Genomic DNA, 20,032 nt, shown 5'->3' with positions numbered 1-20,032 from the left:
CGGGGTGAAAAGATGCAATCAATAACATGTGAATGCGGCCACTCCAATCCTTACGGTACAAGTCTTTGCCAAGCCTGTGGTAAGCCACTGGATAACGACGTTGAAGTGCTATCAAGCATGCGTTATGAAGGAAGCGCCAGAAGATCTCAAACGTATAAAAAAACGTTTGTAGACCATACCTGGAACTTCTTTTCGTCTGTAAGAGTTGGAGTGTGGCTTATAATCATCATACTGGTCGCTGCTGCAATAGGGACAATTTTTCCTCAAGAAACGTTTATCCCGCCAAATGTTGATCCTGCGACTCATTATGAAAGCGAATACGGAACACTTGGATTAATCTATTATTTGTTGGGCTTCCATAAACTTTATGGGTCATGGTGGTTTATCATTCTGCTAGGTATGTTAGGACTTTCTATTATTATTGCCAGCCTTGATCGCGGAATACCGCTTTATAAAGCTTTAAAAACGCAAAGAGTTACAAGGCATGATCAATTTATGAAGAATCAACGTTTGTTCTCAGTAAGTGAAGAAGCAGAGTTAGAAGAGATCAAATATACACTCGAATCATTGCGTTATAAAGTACGTGAAGAAAAGGGCAATCTTTTTGCAGAGAAGGGCCGTTTTTCAAGGTGGGGCGCGTATGTGAACCATGTTGGATTAATCATTTTCTTAACTGGTGCGATGCTTAGATTCTTCCCAGGAATGTATGTCGATGAAATTCTTTGGGTCAGAGAAGGCGAAAAAGCGTCAATACCAGGTACAAAGAGTGATGACGGACAATATTACTTAGAAAACAAAGAATTTATTCTCGAAATGTATGATAAGGAAGAAAAGAAGTTTAATAGTGCACTAAGTTCAGTAGATGGAGAAGTAGCCAAAAACTATCAAAGCAATGTGACACTATACAAGACGAAGCCTAATCACACGATAGGGGAAGAGCCTGAACTAATAAAAGTAAAAGACGGTGAAATTCGTGTAAATGAACCGTTTAAATTTGATTCATTTGCACTCTATCAGACTGATTTTAAGCTGAATGAATTCAGTAAGATGAGTTTTGAATTAGAAGAGAAGGAAACTGGCAAGAAGTTTGGCAAGCTGACTGTTGATCTGCATGAACCTGAGAAAAAGTATGATTTGGGAAATGGTTACAGAGTTGAGATTGAGGAGTATTTTCCGAACTTTATTCTTAATGAGCAAAATCAGCCTTCAACAGTAAACAATTTGCCTGATAACCCTGCTTTTGTATTTTCAATGTATTCTCCTGAAACTCCAAAAGGTGAAAAAGCATTTGTAGGTATTCAAAAGAACATTGAAGCTGGTGAGAATCAATTTAAAATGTCGTTTGCAGGGATCGAGACAAAGGACTTAACAGCCTTAACGGTTAGAAAAGACCATACGCTCTGGATAATTGCTCTTGGCGGAATTATTTTTATGATCGGTGTTACGCAAGGGTTATATTGGAACTACAGAAGAATTTGGATTAAACAAAATCAAGATGGAGTGTGGGCAGCAGCTCACACGAATAAGAACTGGTATGGCTTGAAAAAAGATTTAGATTTCCTTAGTGAAAAGACAAGTTTAACAGCTTTAGTCGATAAGGAAACTAATACTAAATAGGAGTACCGTTCGAGCAGGAGGGTTTAGGATGGCTGAAATTAGCAGTACGCTTTTGTATAGCGCATTCATGATTTATTTATTTTCTACCCTGTTTTTTGCGATGTCTATTTCAGATAAAAAAAATGAAAAAGCAGCTCATACAAAAAAATGGGGTAAAATTGGATTCATAACTGCATGCGTTGGATTCGCAGCGCAGCTTGGCTATTTCATTACAAGATGGATAGCTAGCGGACATGCTCCAGTTAGTAACCTATTTGAATTCACAACTTTCTTTGGAATGATGATGGTACTTGCATTTATCATTTTATATTCAATTTACCGTACGAATGGATTAGGTGTTTTCGCGATGCCGGTTGCTTTGCTTGTTATTGCTTATGCAAGTATGTTTCCGAAAGATATTTCACCGCTTATACCAGCGCTGCAAAGCGACTGGCTGAAAATTCACGTTACTACTGCCGCTTTAGGTGAAGGAATACTCGCTATTTCATTCGTTTCAGGTCTAATTTATTTAATTCGTACTGTCGATCAATCTGTTTCTTCTAAAAAGACGAAGTGGATTGAGATAGTTTTGTACAGTTTAATAAGTGTAGTAGGTTTCATCGTTATTTCCATGGCTTTCAAAGGTGCAGGTTATGAAGCAAGCTTTGAAATCATGAACGATCAGAACCAGCCGGAAAAGATTGTTTATGAGATGCCTGCAATTGCAGGACCAGCAAACGGAGAACAGCTGGATGATTCTTTCGGTCCGCTTTTTTCCACACCATCATGGATGAATGGTGCAAATGCATCAATTAAATTAAACACGTTTATCTGGTCACTTCTCTCAGGGGCAATCCTATATGGACTGCTAAGACTGATTTTAAGAAAAAGAATTGCGGCTGCGCTTCAGCCGAAGGTGAAAATAAATCCTGATCTTCTTGATGAAATCAGCTATCGTGCGGTAGCAATCGGATTTCCGATCTTTACTTTGGGTGCTTTGATTTTTGCAATGATTTGGGCTCAGGAAGCTTGGTCGAGATTCTGGGGCTGGGATCCTAAAGAAGTATGGGCATTAATCACTTTCTTGTTCTATGCTGCTTATCTTCACCTAAGACTGTCAAGAGGCTGGCATGGCGAAAAGTCTGCATGGCTTTGCGTATTAGGTTTCTGGATCATTACATTCAACCTTATCGCAGTAAATCTTGTATTAGTAGGATTGCACTCATATGCATAATAGATTTTTCATAAAAGTCTCTCTTTATTAAGAGGGGCTTTTTTATAAAGTAAAATGAAGAGTATCCTGTTTGTTCCAAGATGAAGAATTCATGTATGATAGAAACAGGATAGATATGATAGGAATAAATTTTTCACTATGATTTCATGTGGAGGCTTGAAAAATGAATACAGAAGCAAAGATTTTAGTGGTTGACGATGAAGAACGAATTCGCAAATTATTAACGATGTACCTTGAAAGAGAAAATTATGAAGTACATGAAGCAGAAAATGGAGAAGAAGCACTTCAAATGGCTGTTTCAATTAATTTTGATCTTATTCTGCTTGATTTGATGCTTCCGGGTATGGACGGTATTGAAGTGTGTGAAAAACTAAGGGAAAAGAAAGCCACTCCAGTAATTATGCTAACAGCAAAAGGTGAAGAGCTAAACAGGATCCAAGGATTTGAAGCTGGAACAGATGATTATATCGCTAAACCATTCAGTCCAAGAGAAGTCATCCTGCGTGTTAAGGCACTTTTAAGAAGATCTTCACCAACAAAATTCCTTCAAACGGAAACCGTTGCAAAAAATGTGGTTGTATTCAAGCATTTAACAATCGATCATGACGCTCATCGTGTTACAGCAGGTGGTAAAGAAGTAAACTTAACACCTAAAGAATATGAACTGCTGTACTATTTAGCCAAAACACCAGATAAAGTTTATGCTCGTGAGCAGCTATTGAAGGATGTTTGGAATTATGAATTTTTTGGTGATTTAAGAACGGTAGATACACATGTAAAAAGACTTCGCGAAAAATTAAACAAAGTATCTCCAGATGCAGCCTCTATGATTGCAACCGTTTGGGGAGTAGGATATAAATTTGAGGCGGGAAATGAATGATCTGGAGAAGTGTTGTAGGCAAACTTTCGGTAACCATTTTGTTGCTGGTATTAGTCGTACTGACAGTGCTGACAATATTGCTTACCCAGTTTTTTGAAAATTTTTATGATAATCAAGCAAGAGAACAACTGACGAAAATGGCAGACAGGCTTGTCCTGATTATGGAGAACGATGAAAATAAAGAAGAAGCCATTAGGATCACGAGTGAAATGGCAGAAGCTTATTCAATGTCCATTATGATTATTGATGAAAATCAAGAATCATTTATCGCTACAAAATCTTTTAGTGATGCTCCTTACATTCCTGTTTCTGTTTTTAGTGATAATGAACAATTATCTTCAGTAGTGGATGAAGAGAAAAAGATTTATATAAACGGAGAATTTCCAATTCTTTCGGATGGTAATAAATCTGCCCATACGATGATCATTTACGGTGAACCTTATGAAACAGGAGACGGTAAAGGCGGCGTATATGTTTACCAATCGATCGAGAATATAACAAAAACTACAAACCATACGAAATACCTTATCTTTTTAGCGGCTGGTATAGCTATTATACTCACGATCATATTTGCTTTCTTTTTATCTACAAGAATAACAGCTCCTCTTAGAAAAATGAGAGAAGCAGCTACATCTGTTGCAAAAGGTGAATTCGATATGAAAGTGCCGATCTTAACACATGATGAGATTGGTGAACTAGGAATGACCTTTAACCGGATGGGACGTCAGCTTAAAAATAATATTACAGCTTTAAACCAGGAAAAAGAACAGCTGACAAGCATCTTGAGTTCAATGGCTGATGGTGTTATTACGTTTGACAGAAAGATGAATATCCTTGTAACAAATCCTCCGGCAGACCGCTTTTTACAAGCTTTTTATTATGAATCAGGAATGAAGAGTGAAGTGAAAGGAAATGTTCCAATAGCTGTCACTCAGCTTTTTCAGCAGGTTGTTTCACTTGAAAGCGAGCAGATGACCGAAATAGACATACAGGGGCGTTCATGGGTTATAGTAATGACACCTTTATATGATCACTCTGTAATTCGCGGTGCTGTTGCGGTTCTGCGTGACATGACAGAAGAGCGTCGAATGGATAAATTGCGAGAGGATTTTGTAGCAAACGTTTCACATGAACTTAAGACACCAATAGCGATGCTTCAGGGATACAGTGAAGCTATTGTAGATGATGTTGCAGAATCAGAAGAAGAAAAGAAGGAATTAGCAGGCATCATTTTGGATGAATCCAAAAGGATGGGAAGGCTTGTTAATGAACTGCTTGATCTTGCCAGATTAGAAGCAGGGCATATGAAGCTCCACTATACACACTTAGCAATTCCACCATTCGCCGAACGTATCGTGCGAAAATTTCAAGGTCCTGCTAAAGACAGAGATATACAGCTAACACTCGATATTTCTGGTATCCATAATGAGATGGAAATAGATCCTGACCGAATTGAGCAAGTTTTAACAAACTTAATAGATAATGCCATTCGCCATACTTCACATGGGGGGTTCGTTCGTCTGTCAATAGAAACTAGTGAAAAGGCAGTTAAGTTTTTCATTAAAGATAACGGATCAGGAATTAAAGAGGAAGATCTTCCGTTTGTTTTTGAACGCTTTTATAAAGGCGATAAAGCAAGGACAAGAGGAAAATCAGGAGGTACCGGTCTAGGCCTTGCAATCGCCAGAAACATTGTGGAAGCGCATTGCGGCCAAATTAATGTTCATAGTAAAAATAATGAAGGTACGACATTCTCTTTCGTAATACCTCGAACTGTGAAATAAATTATCATTCTTTCCCGATTAATCTTGTTTCATAAGGAACATCGAATAGATTGAAAAAATGATTTCACAATTTTCTCCAGTCGGTTATAATTGAATTGTAAAAGAAAATTTCATAAGTGTTTTAACAGGTGCTGTCCATATCGGACAAGCATAATAGGGAAAACGGTTAGATTCCGTTGCGGTCCCGCCACTGTAATTGTGAGAAACCTAATTGATCTGCCACTGTGAAAACGGGAAGGCGTTAGGGGACGATGATCAAGAGCCAGGAGACCTGCCTGTTTTGTACATGACATGACCTACGAGGATAGGGGGGTGTTAAAGCAGTGCCATTAAACGGCCGCTGTTTTCTGCCTGTATACCAAATTATCAATCTCCTTCGTAGACGAAGGGGATTTTTTTGTTTGGTGATTTAAAAGAAAGCTGTTTTCGCAACCATTGTTGCTTTTTTAAGTAGTTGATTTCCGGTACAGGATGCTCGCTTTCCACGGGGCGTTCGGTGAGCCTCCTGCCGCTATGCGTCATTAGGAGTCTCACACCTTGCGCTTCAATCAACTTGCAAATGAAGCGAGAAAAGAGACTCAAAAACAACAATCTTTTAGAAAACAACCTGAAAGAAAAAGATTATCAACAAGAAAGAGGTTTTACGATGAAAAAACTTATTTTAGTATTTGCAGCATTGATGATGCTATTGGCTGGGTGTGGAACATCTGAGACAAAGAAGGTTTCTGATCAGCCAAAAACAGAAGAAAACAAAAAAGAACAAGTAACCGTTCAAATTACAAAAGATAATGGCAAAGAGAAGGTTGCAGAAAAGAAAGTAGCAATTACGGAAGAAACAACAATAATGGATGTTATGAAGGATAACTTTAAGATCGAAACTCAATTTGATGATTCTTTTATCAGCAGTATTGAAGGGATTGCCGGAAACGAACAGGATAAAACATCATGGTTCTTTTCTGTTAATGGCGAAGAAGCAATGAAAGGCGCAAAAGAAATCACATTGAAACCTGGTGATACTGTTGAATTTGACTTCCACAAGTATGAATAAGCTGACGATCAGGAGGATTACGATCATTGCCTTGCTTGCAGCAATCTTAACTGTAGGACGCATCGCATTTGCAATGATTCCAAACGTTCAGCCGAACACAACGATTTTAATATTAGCATCATTTGTACTTGGTCCTGTTCAAGGTCTAATTCTAGCAATATTAAGTACTTTAACAACAAACTTATTCTTAGGTCACGGGCTATGGACTTTCGGGCAGATGATCGCTTGGGGGATTATTGCAGTGTTAAGCGGTCTGCTCGGCAAATACCGTCATAGAATGCCATGGTGGGTCATGAGCTTATATGCAAGCTTCTGCGGCTTTCTGTTCGGTTTCATTATGTCGGTAATAATGGGCGGTGTCATTACACAAAAATTCTGGCCATATTATCTGGCAGGGCTGCCATTTGATTTGAACCATGCGATTGGAAATGCAGTATTCTTTATAGTGCTATACAAACCGCTCCTATATATTATGGAGAAGCAGCTAAATAACAATTTTAACAAAACAGCCGCCTATTAAGGCGGTTTTTATTTGGACCTTGTTAAACTTCATTGTTAAGTTAATGAAATCTGCCGCACTCTTAGCGAAAAAAACGGTCTGCCAAGATAACACACTCTAATTTTAAAAATCGAGTTCAAAAATTTCATTAATTGAATAGGATAGTAAAGTTGATTCTTGAATTTTAGGAGGACAAAAATGAGAGACTATCTTAATCGTTTTTTTGCGGTTTTATTTTTAACACTCTGCATCAGTGTGCTTTTTATCGGAGGAAAACTCGGAGCATAAATGCTTGATTGAAAGAGATATTCATGGTACATATGGTAAAACGTTTTTTTAAAAGGAGACCAATATGCTGACGGATTACCATGCTCATCTCGAAAAAGGAACTTTGACGATTGATTACTTAACGAAATTTGTGGAGACAGCAAAACAAAAAGGAATCGAAGAATTTGGGATATCTGAACACGCTTATCATTTTTATGAAACGAAAAACATTGTTTCGAAACCATGGATGGAAGAAAGACGCTATTATGCGATGGATGACTACGTGAATTTATTTCAGAAAGCGGGAGGGTTAGGTTTAGACGTAAGAATGTCTATTGAAATGGACTATACCCCAGGCAGCCACAAAGAGATGGAATCCTTCATTTCATCTTATCCATTTGATTACGTGATCGGCTCTGTTCACTGGGTTGACGATTTTGGAATAGATCTTGCTGAATTCAGAAAAGAATGGGATCGAAGGGATCTGTACGAAACATATAGGGCATATTACGACCAAATCATAACGCTGGCACAATCGAATCTTTTTGATATTGTAGGACATATTGACTTGGTGAAAATTTTTAATCACGTTCCAAAAGACGAGGAATTTTTAATGGAGCAGTATGAGAGGGTAACAGACGCTTTGAAAAATTCAAAAACATGTGTGGAAATTTCTTCAGCTGGGTTACGTAAACCTGTCGGGAGATTATACCCTGAACCTGAGCTGCTTTCATTATGCTATAAAAAGGGTATTCCTATCGTTTTATCTTCTGATGCCCATGAACCTCATCAAGTAGGGGAAAACTATGAAGCTTCTATTGAGCTTGCAAAAAAGACAGGATATACAACACTTATGACTTTTAAAGATGGAGAGCGAAAAGAAGTTGAATTAGGATAAATAAAAAACTTGGCTCATCAGAGCCAAGTTTTTTAATGTATAAATTACAGGTCCTGCGGTTTGCAAACGAGCAGATCCTCAATGTTGACTAGTTCTTTATGAATTTCTTCAGGCAGCTGTGAATCAAATGTTAATACCATCATAGCTTCACCGCCAGCTGATTTTCTTCCTACGTGCATCGTTGCGATATTTATTTTCCGTTCACCTAGAAAGGCACCTACTTTTCCTATAATTCCAGGTGTATCACGATGTTCAATATATAAAAGAGATCCTTGGGGAACAAAATCTACTGTATATCCATTCAATTGTATAATGCGTCCGCCAAACCCTTTAACTAAAGTAGCGGATAGTGTGAAAGTCCTATTTTGTCCGGTAACTTTTACATGAATAATATTTGGGTAGCCGTAGTCATCTGTACCCCGTTTTTCTCCTACTACGATCCCGCGTTCGTTAGCAGCCACCATACTATTGACATCGTTGACAGGTCTGCCGAGTCTCGTTTTTAAGAAACCGCAAAGAAAGCTTCTGGTCAGTGATGTCGTATCTGTTTCAGAGAGTGATCCGCCATATCCAATGGAAATTTCGGTGACAGGCTCTTTGAAAAATTGTGTTGTAAATGATCCGAGTACATGTGAGAAGTCATAATAGACGATAAGTTTTTCATACGTATCTTTAGATAATGACGGGAAGTTCACGGCATGTTTTAAAGGTTTATTTAATATAAACGATTTAATCTCATCGCTCGCCATATAAGCTACATTTTTTTGAGCCTGTATGGTTGAAGCGGCAATATGAGGAGTGACGATAACATTAGGATGATCAATCAATGAACGGTTAACTGGAGGCTCTTGTTCAAATACATCTAGAGCACAGCCTGAAAGGTGGCCAGTGTTCAAATAGTGCAAGAGAGCTTCTTCATCAATGATGCCTCCACGTGCGCAGTTGAGGAGATATGTGCCTTTTTTAGTATTTTTAAGGTTATCGTGATTTAACAGCTTGCGAGTATCTTTTGTAAGCGGGGTATGAACAGTAATAATATCACTTTGTTGAATGAGCGTATCAAGGTCAACAGAAGTAACAGATAATTCTTTTTGTTTTTCTAATGAAAAATAAGGATCGAAAACAAGAACATTCATGGAAAAACTTTTAGCACGTTTTGCAAGCTCAGAACCGATGCGGCCCATACCAATAATTCCAAGTGTTTTTTGGTAAAGTTCCTGGCCTGTATATTTTTTTCTATCCCATTCACCGAGCTTAACAGATTGGTTAGCTTGCGGGATATTACGTACTAAGGACATCATCATTGCCCAAGTATGTTCAGCAGTTGAAATTGTATTGCCTTCAGGAGCATTAACAACCAGAACCCCTTTTTTGGTTGCAGCGGTAAGGTCGATGTTATCTACACCAACACCAGCACGGGCAATAATTTTTAATCCTGAAAATTTTTCTAGAACAGACTCGGTAATTTTAGTAGCGCTTCTAACCATTATTCCTTGAATCATGTCAGGGTCTTCGATATCATCAATCTTTCCGAAGATGAGTTCTACACCTTCGAGTCTTACTAAAGGTTCGATTCCCTCGCTTGTAATGCCATCACAAACTAATACGGTTGCTGTCACGTTTCCACCCCTCGAATTCTTTATAAGTTGCATCAATATTTTGATAATTTAACACATTCTGAATAAGGGTACAACCATGTTTTTTAAGATAGCGGTTTCATAAAATAAAGAAACTAATTGACAATGAGAATCATCCTTAATAAAATAAATAAAAAAACCCTCTTAAAAGAGGGTTCGTAACTATTGTCTATTCGTATTTTAATGCATCGCCATCAAAAGGCTCATCTGCAACCTTAATTGAATCTGTTGGGCAGCCTTCAAAAGCGTCTTGCATGTCTTCTAACAATACGTCAGGAATTTCAACGATTCCTTGGTTCTCGTCAAGAGTTACAAATGCAATTCCTTCATCGTCATAATCGTAAATGTCTGGTGCTGCAGCTCCGCATGCTCCACATGCGATACAAGTTTCTTTGTCAACAATCGTATACTTTGGCATAATGAATACCTCCTAAGGAATTGGAAAACTAATCCGGTCATACATATTTAACCATTTTTTATTAAAGGGTCTTCTAATCATATTGTAATAAGTATCCCTCTACATTTCAATAGAAAATTAGTATCCTCATCTTATCTTTTATACCCAGCTTCCTGCAAAATATAACACTTTTACTCTCAATTCCCTATAATCTGATAAAATAGATATAAGAAAATAGAGTGGTGATAAAGTATGGATATTTGTTATGCCATAATAATGGACATTCTGCAAAAAGTAGATGGCAGCAGAAAATGCTCAGGTATTTATTACATATTAACTGGAAAGAAAACATCACAATCATTGTCAGATAGTCAATGGTTTGAGATAGAACAATATTATGCATCGTTAAAAGGGTTAACGTTAGATGATTTTAACTCAATCATAGATGAGCTATATATGGATGAACTGATAAAGCTTAAAGAAGACAATGTCTTTTTTGTAACTAAAAAAGGTGTAGAGTTCCTCGGGGAGATTAAGGGACGCTATTTATTCGTTGAAAAGCTCAATGGTCTAAAATACGCTTCGATCGAACTTAAATGCTGGCAAGTCATTACATTATTTGTGCAGTCCCTATCAAACTCGCTTTATAATAACTTTGATTTTTCTCCGGTTATAAGAGACCGTGAAGCAGCTGAAAAAGTAAAAATACTTTTTCCTAGATCTGAACAGCAAAGAAAACATATTGCATCCTATTTATACAATGAATTAAATACAGTATTACAAAAATGCGATTCGGAGGGTGCTGAAATTTTTGTTAAAAAATTGTCAGGCTACAACCGTGTTGGAAATACATTTGAACAGTCTGCCAGAGAGTGGGGATTAACAAGAATTGAAACGGTACTTCGCTTCCGTTCAGTACTTCATCAAATTTTCAAATCAATTAGAGAGCAGCCTGGGATGTATCCTGTATTAAGTTCACTTATAGGGGATTTTATTGTTGTACCCGCCTTAACCAAATCTGCATTACAGACGTATCAACTGCTGCAAAAAGAAAAAGACATACAAGAAATTATGAAAATCAGAAACTTGAAATTGAGTACAATGGAAGATCACCTCGTAGAAATCGCTCGGGAGATTCCTGAATTTTCAATTCATCCTTACATAAGCGAGGAAGATAAAGAAAGAGTTATCCTTTTTTATAATAAAACAAAAGAAAATAAACTCAGGCCGATTAAAGAAGCATTTCCACATTTAACATATTTGCAAATACGGCTTGTTCTGGCAAAAGAGGGTGGGAAACATGCAGTTGGAAGCGGCACTTAAACAGTATTACGGTTTTGATGATTTCAGACCAGGACAAAAAGAAATATTAGAAGATATTCTTTCAGGTCATGATGTACTAGGCATGCTTCCTACTGGGACGGGGAAAACACTGATCTATCAGTTGGCAGCCGTTTTATTGAAAGGAAGAGCTTTAATCGTTTCTCCGTTAGTGTCTCTTATGCAGGACCAAGTTGATCAGTTCAAACAGGCTGGCTTTAAGAGAACGGTAGCGTTAAACAGTTTCTTAGATCAATCAGATAGACGATCAGTTTTGCATCACTTAAAAGATTACCAGTTTGTCTTTGTAAGCCCTGAGATCATGCAAAATAAATATATACGATCTGCTTTATTATCGATCGACTGGTCGCTATTTGTAGTAGATGAAGCACATTGTATTTCTCAATGGGGACATGAATTCCGGCCCCATTATTTGGATTTAGCATTTATTAGAGAAGAGCTCGGAAACCCTGTATGTCTTGCATTAACGGCAACAGCTACAGTAAAAGTACAAGAAGACATTCGGAAGTATTTGGAAATGAGAGATGCGAAAGTTCATATACATAGTGTGAATCGTGCGAATATCTCTATTTTTGTTGAATCCTTTTCTGATCTAGAGCAAAAACAAGACAGAGCTATAGATCTAATAACTGAATTAAAAGGTCCGGGAATACTTTATACAAATACGAGAAGAGGTGCTGAACAGCTTGTCTCTGTTCTTCATGAAAGGGGGATGCAAGATGTTTCCTATTATCATGGGGGTATGGAACAGGATGAGAGATTGCTAGTGCAAAAGCAATTTCTTAATTCGCAGCTGCAGCTGATCGTATGCACAAATGCATTTGGGATGGGCATAAATAAACCTGATATCAGGTATGTGATTCATTATAATGCACCAGCAAATGTAGAAGGGTATGTTCAGGAAATAGGACGTGCCGGACGGGATATGCAGCCGTCAGCAGCGATTCTTCTTTATCATCAATCTGATTTAGAGGTGCCATTCCACTTTATTGAACATGAGCTGCCTGATGATAATCAAATAGATTACATTTTATCAGATTATGATGTACTTGCAGAACAGACTTTATCTGAGCGTTTGCAGTTAGCTGGTATTTCTGAAACAGGCAAAAGGTTTATGGAATACCACCTTAATAATGCAGGAGTATTGTTTGAAAATTGTGTTCCAGAAGTGAAAAGGGAATCATTGAAAAAAATACTTAAGAAAAAGATAGAGGAAAGAAAAAGAGAAAAGTTAAAATCATTAACAATGATTAAAAAGTGGATAATGGATGAAGGCTGTAAACGAAATATGCTGCTGAAATATTTTGGTGAAGAAGAAATAGCAGCCATGGATGAATGCTGCAGCGGCTGTCAGGATGAACTTACCCGTTTTTACGGAAAACAAGAAAAAGAGATAAATACTTATCACGTATGGGAAGATGAACTTAAACGTTTATTTAGACAGGAAGTGTAACAACAAATATGAATAATTCCCAAGAAGGAAACTTGATTAATGATTTTACTCCAAAAGAATTATTATTGAATGTTTATATCTCACAAGGTTTATTTTTAATAATCGCTATTGTTATTGCTTTTTTCTTTGATGTTCCTTTTCCCTGGAATATTGATAGTCCGCTAACAAGTACAGATCTGCTATTAGCTGGAGCAACCGGATTGTTTTTACCTTTCTTATCTATAGAATTAAAAAAAAGGCTTCCTGATCATTATTTGGATGATGGCGGAATTAATGAAAAAATCTTCAGCTCCTTGTCATATCCTCATATTTTTATTTTGACAGGAATTATTGCATTTGCGGAGGAATGGCTTTTCCGCGGAGTGTTACAATCCTTATTAGGTTTAGTTATTACAAGCCTTATCTTTTCACTTCTTCATGTCCGATATATTAGAAAGCCATTATTATTCAGTATTGTGACCTTGTTAAGTTTTTGGCTTGGCCAGTTATATGAGATGACTGGAACAATATGGGTTCCGTTTTTTGCTCATTTCTTAATTGATTTTATTTCCGGCTGCTGGATTGCTAGAGAACATAATAAAGGCAGGAAAGACACCGAGAATGGAGTGTGACTTAAATGGAGAAAGATCAGGCAGAAAATCTTAGAATAAAAGCCGCTGACTTAAGCGAATTTCAAACGAGTACACTTCCTTCGAGAAGTGAAGTGCATGGAAAGAAAAAAGAGGTCGAAAAAAAGAAAGAGAATAACCAGAAACAGCGAAAAATGTCTATGTTTTGGCTGACGAGGCTGCTGCTGTTTACTTTTATTTTATTGATTGGCCTGACTGTGACTTATAAATATTGGTCACAAAAAGTATCCACTCCGGTCCACAGTGAAGATAAAAAAGGTGTTGAGCAAGTGGAGATCGAACGATAAAGACCGTCAGGAACACAATGGATTCCTGACGGTCTTTATTTTATTAGAAAGCATGAATCTGCTTGTATAGGCATAATTATTCTACAGGAGGTTTTGTGTATGAACGCATTGAATCACTGGAGGATAAAGCCTTTTGTTAATCAGCTGACTAGCATCGTTTTAGCCCAGCTCGTAGAAAAGAAAGAAGAAAAAGACAGATGGAAAAAAGCAATTAATCAATGGGGATCGTCAATGGTTTTTGTTGTAATTGCCACGTTTGTTTATCTCTATTTTTTTAAACTTCCACATGCATCATCCTTTGAAAATCCGTTAACTCTTATTTTCGGAGATGAGATGGTTTGGATCTGTACAGTATTTATTATATTCTCTAGTTTTCATATGATTTGGATGAAAAAAAAGTACAAAAAAGCAGATGATGATTTCGAAGCGATACGTTCAGATTTTATTGATCGAAATGAAGAATGGTGGAGCGATGAGGAACAATGGAATCAGAGGCATATCGTATTTGAATTTATGAAAAAAGAATACAACATTAATATCTTTCACAAATAGAAGGTTATTGGCATGGACAGCCGAAAAATAAAACAGAATCTCTATCGTGGTGCTGACCTTGTATGATTACTGTCATTTCACAAAAGTGATCTATTCTGCCAAAGGCAATGGTTTGGTGTGTTTCCGGGCAGTACACTTCAATAGGCAAACCAAGTCGCATGCTATATGATAAATCAAGGTCAGTGACGAGAGATTTGTTCTTTAATTTAGTTAATGTCATGATGTTAGTCCTCTCTAAATTTTTGATATTCATGTAAATAATCATACGTTAAATTTACAAATTTTTCAACTAATACTTTTTAAATATTAAAAAAATTATCGCCGCATTTATTCATTTTATAAGCTGGAACAGTTCTGTGTTATGATCATTTAAACAAATGCAGGAGGCAATAATGATATACATTTTCTTATTAGCTACATTTACACTTTTACTATATATGTATATTGAAGCGCACAGAAATCGTGTCAGTTTAGATACGGTAAACATAGACAATCTCCCTGGTTCTTTTAAGAATTTCAAAATTTTTTTCATTTCAGACATCCATAGAAGAACGATTACAAATAAACTTATTGAAAAAGCAGAAAACGCAGATATTGTAATTATCGGAGGGGACTTGGTGGAAAAAGGAGTTCCAATGGACAGAGTGGAAGACAATATAAAGATGCTGTCTAAAATTGGACCTGTTCATTTTGTATGGGGAAACAATGATTATGATGTAGATATAAATTATTTAAAGAACACTATATCAAATAATGGCGCAATCATTTTAGATAATACAAGTATTTCTTTGAAAAGAAATAATGAAGTTCTTGATATTGCCGGAATAAACGATCTTTCTTTCGGAAAAGACAGATTGGAAGATGCCGTAATAAATTGCAGTTCTTCATGCCGTATCCTCATTAGCCACAATCCAGATATAGCCAAAAAAATCAAGAAAGAGTATCAGATCCGTTTAGTGCTGTCAGGACATACTCACGGAGGCCAGATCAGGCTGGGACCATTGGGAATTGCCAAAAGAGGCGGATGGTACGATGAAGGATATTATAAGCTCTTAGTCAGCAATGGATTTGGTGCAACGCATCTGCCGCTTCGATTGGGAGCGCCTTGTGAAGCACATCTGATCACTCTCGGTTAAGGCAAAAAGTTTACAGTACAATGTTTTTTCAGATATACTCTTCTTAACTTATTTTTTGGAGGAAGTGCAGATGTCTTGTGAAGGGAAGTACAACATTAAAGCGGTCTCCAAAATGCTCGGCATACAAGCTGGTACACTAAGAGCCTGGGAAAGACGCTACTCTATTGTTCAGCCTCATCGAAATGAAGCTGGACACCGATTATATACCGATGAACAAGTATACATATTAAAATGGCTAGTGAATAAAGTTAATCAAGGATTCACAATTAGCCAAGCGGTAGACGTTGCCCTGAACGGGGAACTTTATAAAGAAGCTGCACCTTTTACAATTGAAAATACGGATCGTGCTGCTGAAATGTCCAATATGATTTTAGATGCTTTGCTTTCATTTCAGGAAAAGAAAGCTAACGATCTATTAAGTCAGGCATTCAGCATGTATAATTTGGAAAAAGTCATAATTGATATTTTGGGTACATTATTAGTACAGGTAGGTCATCTTTGGGAAGATCAAAAAATAACAGTTGCACACGAACACTTTACTTCATCCTTTTTACGGACTAAAATTGGACAACTTATGCAATGGCTTCCTTCTGACCCGTATTTGCCTAAGGTAATTGCAAGCTGCGGAATAGACGAGGAACATGAATTAGGTCTTTTGATGTTTACGTTGTTTTTAAGACGTAAAGGGTTCGAAGTAATCTATTTAGGTCACGGAATTCCAGAGAAAGACTTTGAGGTTGTTATAAAAGAAGTGGAACCTAGGATGGTATTTTTATCGTGTACAATTGTGGATCCAGCAATAAAAACACTAAGATGGGCTGAAAATCTTTATAGGAATTTCCCTGAAACTTCTTTTGGTGTGGGGGGATCTGCTGTTAACCATCTGTCTTCCGAAGTTCGTGAGACATACAGCGATCTGTTAATCGGCAGCACGAAAGCAGAATGGGAAGACTGGATTTCTAGAAAGCTTAAAAATAAATAATGATGGCCGATATAATTGGCTTGTTTGTTTATCACCAACTTTTCACAAACTCATATATTGTAATTAAGACATAATAGCGCCGATCGTAAGGGGGACCAGAGATGCGGGTAGAACGGTTAACCTATAATAAAATAAAGATCTTCCTAACTTTTGATGATTTGAATGAACGTGGTATTTCAAAAGAAGAAATATGGCAAGACATTCCGAAAGTACATCAGCTTTTCCGTGATATGATGACTGAAGCTGATGATGAGGTAGGATTTAAAGCTGACGGTCCTATTGCGGTTGAAGTATTTTCACTTCCTGCTCAAGGTATGGTTGTTATTGTTACAAAAGGTATCAATGAGTATGATCTGGAAGAGGAATATGATGAAGATTATATAGAGATGCAAGTTACTTTGGATGAAAATGATGAAATTTTTTATGAGTTTTCATCATTTGAAGATGTCATCCGCCTGGCGAATCGTCTTCATTCACTAGAAATTAATGGTGGCAGATTGTTCTCTTTTAATAATCATTTTTACTTAAAATTTGAAGAGGAAGAAGTTAAACCACTTGACCTGGATTTATTTATTGCAGTTCTTGCTGAATTCGGGAGTTCCTCAACAATTACAAGCTATAGAGTAATCGAATATGGAAAAGAACTAATGAAGACCGAAGCTGTAAAAGAGCTTCATCGTTATTTTAAATAACAAAAACAGGAAGGAGGGCGCAAAATTTCTGCGTCCTCATTTATATTTCACCTTCCTGATTTCCGAAAAATCGTGTTATGATTAGTAATATTTTTTTATCCGCTGAACAGTAAAAAGGTCAGGGAATATAATATATACATAAACTTTTGGGCTAGGAGTGACCATTAATGAAAATTGCAGTCTTATATGGCGGAGTATCTGCTGAACGGGAAGTCTCACTATCTACAGGAAAACAAATTATTGCTGCTCTTGAAAGCAAGGGACATGATGTTATAGGTATCGATTTTCATCCATCACGATTACATGAGTTGCTCGATATGGAAGCAGATGTTGTCTTTTTGGGACTTCACGGTAAGTATGGTGAGGATGGACGTCTGCAGGGACTTTTAGATATGCTGAATATTCCATATGTAGGATCTGGGGCTTTAGCTTCAGGGATCGCAATGGATAAAGCAAAATCAAAACAGTTCTTTAAGGAAGCAGGCATCAATATAGCAAAAGAAAAAGTATTATACAAAAAATCTTATAAAGAAGATCAGACAGAATTATCTTTCGATTTTCCTGCTGTAGTTAAGCCAAATAGAGAAGGATCAACAATAGGGTTAACAATTGCTCAAAACAGGGAAGAACTTCTTAAAGGGATCGCTGAGGCATTCATGCATGATGATACTGTCCTTGTAGAACAATTTGTAAGCGGGAAAGAGGTAACAGTTGCTGTTATGGGTGAACACGGCCAGATACAAGCATTGCCGGTTGTAGAGATTGAGCCTAAAAATGCCTATTATGATTATGAATCGAAATATGCTGAGGGTGGAAGCATACACTATGTTCCAGCGAGATTAGATGAGAAAACCACCGCACTTCTTCAGAAGCAGGCTGTTGCTGCTCACGAAGTTCTAGGGTGCGAAGTATATTCCCGTGTAGATTTTATCGTTCCTCACGATGGTTCAGAGCCTGTTATTTTAGAAGTGAACACACTGCCTGGTATGACACCGACAAGTCTTTTCCCAGATGCAGCTAAGGAAATAGGCATGGATTATCCAGCTATGATTGAAAAATTAATTGAGTTATCTTTAAAAAAATAGTGATTAGATCAATACCCCATCTGTTTAATGAAATGGTGGGGTAGATTTCTACAAAATTGGACAAACATTGACCATAGGTATATTGGCAGAATATTAAGTATTTTCGTAACAGTATGTGATTAAGAAAGCGTTTTCTTTTTAGGTGAAATTCACTAAATTTTTCTTCTCAACAGTCTTGCAAAGGTGTATACTGTCACTGAAGCTTGACTAAACTTTAGAGGTGACAAATATGGGAGGTAAACAAATGACAGCCCAAAATACTACAGACCAAAAATCCGACAATCATCATGAAAATGACAATGTGCTCCAATCCACGCAATCCGTTATCGCGGATGCGCTCGATAAATTAGGATATTCTTCCGAGGTTTATGAGTTACTTAAAGAGCCAATCCGTATGCTTACTGTCCGCATACCGGTTAAAATGGATGATGGAAGCACTAAAATTTTTACAGGATATCGTGCCCAGCATAATGATGCTGTTGGTCCAACAAAGGGCGGCGTTCGTTTTCATCCGAATGTATCAGAAATAGAAGTTAAAGCGCTATCAATTTGGATGAGTTTAAAAGCAGGAATTGTAGATCTGCCATACGGCGGCGGTAAAGGCGGAATCATCTGTGATCCGCGTACGATGTCGTTTAGAGAGCTTGAAAGATTGAGCCGCGGATATGTACGAGCTATCAGTCAGCTCGTAGGACCTACAAAAGATATCCCTGCCCCAGATGTATTTACAAATTCGCAAATTATGGCTTGGATGATGGATGAATACAGCAGAATCAGAGAGTTTGACTCACCTGGTTTCATCACTGGTAAACCTCTTGTACTTGGTGGATCTCACGGACGTGAAACAGCTACTGCAAAAGGTGTTACAATCTGTATTCGAGAAGCTGCTGCAAAAAAAGGTATTCAGCTTGAAGGCGCTCGTGTCGTTGTACAGGGATTTGGTAATGCAGGAAGCTTCCTTGCTAAATTCATGCACGATGCTGGGGCGAAAGTAATCGCGATTTCAGATGCTTATGGCGGTCTTTATGACCCTGAAGGACTTGATATCGATTATCTGCTTGAGCGCAGAGACAGCTTTGGTACGGTTACAAAATTATTTAAAGACACAATAACAAATCAAGAACTGTTAGAACTTGATTGCGATATTTTAGTACCTGCTGCGATCGAAAATCAGATTACAGAGAAAAATGCTTACCAGATTAAAGCAACAATTGTTGTTGAGGCAGCAAATGGGCCGACAACTCTCGAGGCAACTCGAATCTTATCAGAAAGAGGAGTCCTGCTTGTACCTGACGTATTAGCAAGTGCTGGTGGAGTAACAGTTTCTTACTTTGAATGGGTTCAAAACAACCAAGGATACTATTGGACTGAAGAAGAAGTTGAAGAGAAGCTTGAAAAAGTGATGGTTAAATCGTTTGATACGGTTTATACAACAGCTATGAACAGAAAAGTTAACATGAGACTTGCGGCTTATATGGTCGGTGTTCGTAAGATGGCTGAAGCTTCACGTTTCAGAGGATGGATTTAATAGTTCACCTGTAACCTTAAGTCTGGTTTCCTTTACAAACCAAGAGCAAATCTCCTATCATATGATGATAGGAGATTTTTTCTTAGGCAAAAATAAAGACATGACGG

19 protein-coding genes and 1 riboswitch are annotated in these 20,032 nt (G+C 37.4%); of the genes, 17 read left to right on the top strand and 2 right to left on the bottom strand.

The features are described from left to right. Window positions 1–12: 12 nt before the first annotated feature. The 7 genes from resB (at window position 13) to ACFQ4X_RS08910 (ending at window position 8,206) form a co-directional block, all read left to right on the top strand. Window positions 13–1,617: a cytochrome c biogenesis protein ResB gene (gene resB / locus ACFQ4X_RS08940; protein ID WP_379834531.1), complete on the top strand. Its 1,605-nt coding sequence runs from the start codon at window positions 13–15 to the stop codon at window positions 1,615–1,617. Window positions 1,618–1,645: 28 nt separating this feature from the next. Next, the gene (gene ccsB / locus ACFQ4X_RS08935) at window positions 1,646–2,830 is read left to right on the top strand and encodes a c-type cytochrome biogenesis protein CcsB (RefSeq protein WP_379834530.1); all 1,185 of its coding nucleotides are present in this window, start codon (window positions 1,646–1,648) and stop codon (window positions 2,828–2,830) included. A 163-nt stretch (window positions 2,831–2,993) separates the two neighbouring features. After that, on the top strand, window positions 2,994–3,710 hold the full coding sequence (locus ACFQ4X_RS08930) for a response regulator transcription factor (RefSeq protein ID WP_066290571.1): 717 nt from the start codon (window positions 2,994–2,996) through the stop codon (window positions 3,708–3,710). After that, window positions 3,707–5,494, top strand: coding sequence for an ATP-binding protein (locus ACFQ4X_RS08925; protein WP_379834528.1), 1,788 nt, complete (start codon window positions 3,707–3,709; stop codon window positions 5,492–5,494). The genes ACFQ4X_RS08930 and ACFQ4X_RS08925 overlap by 4 nt, the downstream gene beginning before the upstream one ends. 109 nt (window positions 5,495–5,603) lie before the next feature. Next, a riboswitch (cobalamin riboswitch) is annotated at window positions 5,604–5,787 on the top strand. A 353-nt stretch (window positions 5,788–6,140) separates the two neighbouring features. Beyond that, the gene (locus ACFQ4X_RS08920; protein ID WP_379834526.1) at window positions 6,141–6,542 is read left to right on the top strand and encodes a DUF4430 domain-containing protein; all 402 of its coding nucleotides are present in this window, start codon (window positions 6,141–6,143) and stop codon (window positions 6,540–6,542) included. Further along, window positions 6,514–7,062, top strand: coding sequence for an ECF transporter S component (locus ACFQ4X_RS08915; protein ID WP_379834524.1), 549 nt, complete (start codon window positions 6,514–6,516; stop codon window positions 7,060–7,062). The genes ACFQ4X_RS08920 and ACFQ4X_RS08915 overlap by 29 nt, the downstream gene beginning before the upstream one ends. 331 nt (window positions 7,063–7,393) lie before the next feature. After that, a complete protein-coding gene (locus tag ACFQ4X_RS08910) occupies window positions 7,394–8,206 on the top strand; it encodes a histidinol-phosphatase (protein ID WP_379834523.1) in 813 nt (270 codons plus the stop codon). A 44-nt stretch (window positions 8,207–8,250) separates the two neighbouring features. Here the strand turns inward: ACFQ4X_RS08910 and serA are convergent, their stop codons facing one another. After that, complete coding sequence (gene serA / locus ACFQ4X_RS08905) at window positions 8,251–9,825, bottom strand: phosphoglycerate dehydrogenase (RefSeq protein WP_379834521.1); 1,575 nt, start codon at window positions 9,823–9,825, stop codon at window positions 8,251–8,253. A 187-nt stretch (window positions 9,826–10,012) separates the two neighbouring features. Then, window positions 10,013–10,261 carry a ferredoxin gene (locus ACFQ4X_RS08900; RefSeq protein WP_066290559.1) on the bottom strand — a complete coding sequence of 83 codons (249 nt, stop codon included), beginning with the start codon at window positions 10,259–10,261 and terminating at the stop codon, window positions 10,013–10,015. 231 nt (window positions 10,262–10,492) lie between these two features. Here ACFQ4X_RS08900 and ACFQ4X_RS08895 point away from each other — a divergent pair, with 231 nt between their 5' ends. The 10 genes from ACFQ4X_RS08895 to ACFQ4X_RS08850 all read left to right on the top strand — a co-directional run bounded on the left by ACFQ4X_RS08895 (window position 10,493) and on the right by ACFQ4X_RS08850 (window position 19,925). Then, the gene (locus ACFQ4X_RS08895) at window positions 10,493–11,563 is read left to right on the top strand and encodes a helix-turn-helix domain-containing protein (protein WP_379834519.1); all 1,071 of its coding nucleotides are present in this window, start codon (window positions 10,493–10,495) and stop codon (window positions 11,561–11,563) included. Continuing rightward, complete coding sequence (locus ACFQ4X_RS08890; protein WP_379834518.1) at window positions 11,541–13,034, top strand: RecQ family ATP-dependent DNA helicase; 1,494 nt, start codon at window positions 11,541–11,543, stop codon at window positions 13,032–13,034. The genes ACFQ4X_RS08895 and ACFQ4X_RS08890 overlap by 23 nt, the downstream gene beginning before the upstream one ends. Window positions 13,035–13,042: 8 nt before the next feature. Continuing rightward, complete coding sequence (locus ACFQ4X_RS08885; RefSeq protein ID WP_379834516.1) at window positions 13,043–13,645, top strand: CPBP family intramembrane glutamic endopeptidase; 603 nt, start codon at window positions 13,043–13,045, stop codon at window positions 13,643–13,645. A gap of 5 nt (window positions 13,646–13,650) precedes the next feature. Further along, the gene (locus ACFQ4X_RS08880; RefSeq protein ID WP_379834515.1) at window positions 13,651–13,950 is read left to right on the top strand and encodes a hypothetical protein; all 300 of its coding nucleotides are present in this window, start codon (window positions 13,651–13,653) and stop codon (window positions 13,948–13,950) included. Between the two features lie 99 nt (window positions 13,951–14,049). Beyond that, window positions 14,050–14,502, top strand: a complete 453-nt coding sequence (locus tag ACFQ4X_RS08875; RefSeq protein WP_379834513.1) for a DUF2663 family protein — start codon at window positions 14,050–14,052, stop codon at window positions 14,500–14,502. A 392-nt stretch (window positions 14,503–14,894) separates the two neighbouring features. Then, entirely contained in the window at window positions 14,895–15,638 is a 744-nt protein-coding gene (locus tag ACFQ4X_RS08870; protein WP_379834512.1) for a metallophosphoesterase, read from the top strand. Between the two features lie 70 nt (window positions 15,639–15,708). Continuing rightward, complete coding sequence (locus tag ACFQ4X_RS08865; RefSeq protein WP_379834510.1) at window positions 15,709–16,620, top strand: MerR family transcriptional regulator; 912 nt, start codon at window positions 15,709–15,711, stop codon at window positions 16,618–16,620. Window positions 16,621–16,721: 101 nt separating this feature from the next. Next, entirely contained in the window at window positions 16,722–17,312 is a 591-nt protein-coding gene (locus tag ACFQ4X_RS08860; RefSeq protein ID WP_379834509.1) for a genetic competence negative regulator, read from the top strand. Between the two features lie 167 nt (window positions 17,313–17,479). Then, the gene (locus ACFQ4X_RS08855) at window positions 17,480–18,397 is read left to right on the top strand and encodes a D-alanine--D-alanine ligase family protein (RefSeq protein WP_379834507.1); all 918 of its coding nucleotides are present in this window, start codon (window positions 17,480–17,482) and stop codon (window positions 18,395–18,397) included. 244 nt (window positions 18,398–18,641) lie between these two features. Continuing rightward, entirely contained in the window at window positions 18,642–19,925 is a 1,284-nt protein-coding gene (locus ACFQ4X_RS08850) for a Glu/Leu/Phe/Val family dehydrogenase (RefSeq protein ID WP_379834506.1), read from the top strand. Window positions 19,926–20,032: the final 107 nt, after the last annotated feature.

This window comes from Fictibacillus halophilus, assembly GCF_042680145.1.
In the GTDB taxonomy this organism is placed as follows: Bacteria; Bacillota; Bacilli; order Bacillales; family Fictibacillaceae; genus Fictibacillus; species Fictibacillus halophilus_A.
Note: the sequence above shows the minus strand (reverse complement) of the source record. Positions and strands in the feature narration are given on the sequence as shown.

Bases quoted from the DNA above. Each gene is read 5' to 3' on its own strand.
- ACFQ4X_RS08850 (WP_379834506.1), top strand. From the start codon at position 18,642: ATGACAGCCCAAAATACTACAGACCAAAAATCCGACAATCATCATGAA.
- resB (WP_379834531.1), top strand. From the start codon at position 13: ATGCAATCAATAACATGTGAATGCGGCCACTCCAATCCTTACGGTACA.
- ACFQ4X_RS08870 (WP_379834512.1), top strand. From the start codon at position 14,895: ATGATATACATTTTCTTATTAGCTACATTTACACTTTTACTATATATG.
- ACFQ4X_RS08900 (WP_066290559.1), bottom strand. From the start codon at position 10,261: ATGCCAAAGTATACGATTGTTGACAAAGAAACTTGTATCGCATGTGGA.
- ACFQ4X_RS08860 (WP_379834509.1), top strand. From the start codon at position 16,722: ATGCGGGTAGAACGGTTAACCTATAATAAAATAAAGATCTTCCTAACT.
- ACFQ4X_RS08895 (WP_379834519.1), top strand. From the start codon at position 10,493: ATGGATATTTGTTATGCCATAATAATGGACATTCTGCAAAAAGTAGAT.
- ACFQ4X_RS08890 (WP_379834518.1), top strand. From the start codon at position 11,541: ATGCAGTTGGAAGCGGCACTTAAACAGTATTACGGTTTTGATGATTTC.
- ACFQ4X_RS08885 (WP_379834516.1), top strand. From the start codon at position 13,043: ATGAATAATTCCCAAGAAGGAAACTTGATTAATGATTTTACTCCAAAA.
- ACFQ4X_RS08930 (WP_066290571.1), top strand. From the start codon at position 2,994: ATGAATACAGAAGCAAAGATTTTAGTGGTTGACGATGAAGAACGAATT.
- ACFQ4X_RS08910 (WP_379834523.1), top strand. From the start codon at position 7,394: ATGCTGACGGATTACCATGCTCATCTCGAAAAAGGAACTTTGACGATT.
- ccsB (WP_379834530.1), top strand. From the start codon at position 1,646: ATGGCTGAAATTAGCAGTACGCTTTTGTATAGCGCATTCATGATTTAT.
- ACFQ4X_RS08925 (WP_379834528.1), top strand. From the start codon at position 3,707: ATGATCTGGAGAAGTGTTGTAGGCAAACTTTCGGTAACCATTTTGTTG.
- ACFQ4X_RS08865 (WP_379834510.1), top strand. From the start codon at position 15,709: ATGTCTTGTGAAGGGAAGTACAACATTAAAGCGGTCTCCAAAATGCTC.
- ACFQ4X_RS08920 (WP_379834526.1), top strand. From the start codon at position 6,141: ATGAAAAAACTTATTTTAGTATTTGCAGCATTGATGATGCTATTGGCT.
- ACFQ4X_RS08880 (WP_379834515.1), top strand. From the start codon at position 13,651: ATGGAGAAAGATCAGGCAGAAAATCTTAGAATAAAAGCCGCTGACTTA.
- ACFQ4X_RS08875 (WP_379834513.1), top strand. From the start codon at position 14,050: ATGAACGCATTGAATCACTGGAGGATAAAGCCTTTTGTTAATCAGCTG.
- ACFQ4X_RS08855 (WP_379834507.1), top strand. From the start codon at position 17,480: ATGAAAATTGCAGTCTTATATGGCGGAGTATCTGCTGAACGGGAAGTC.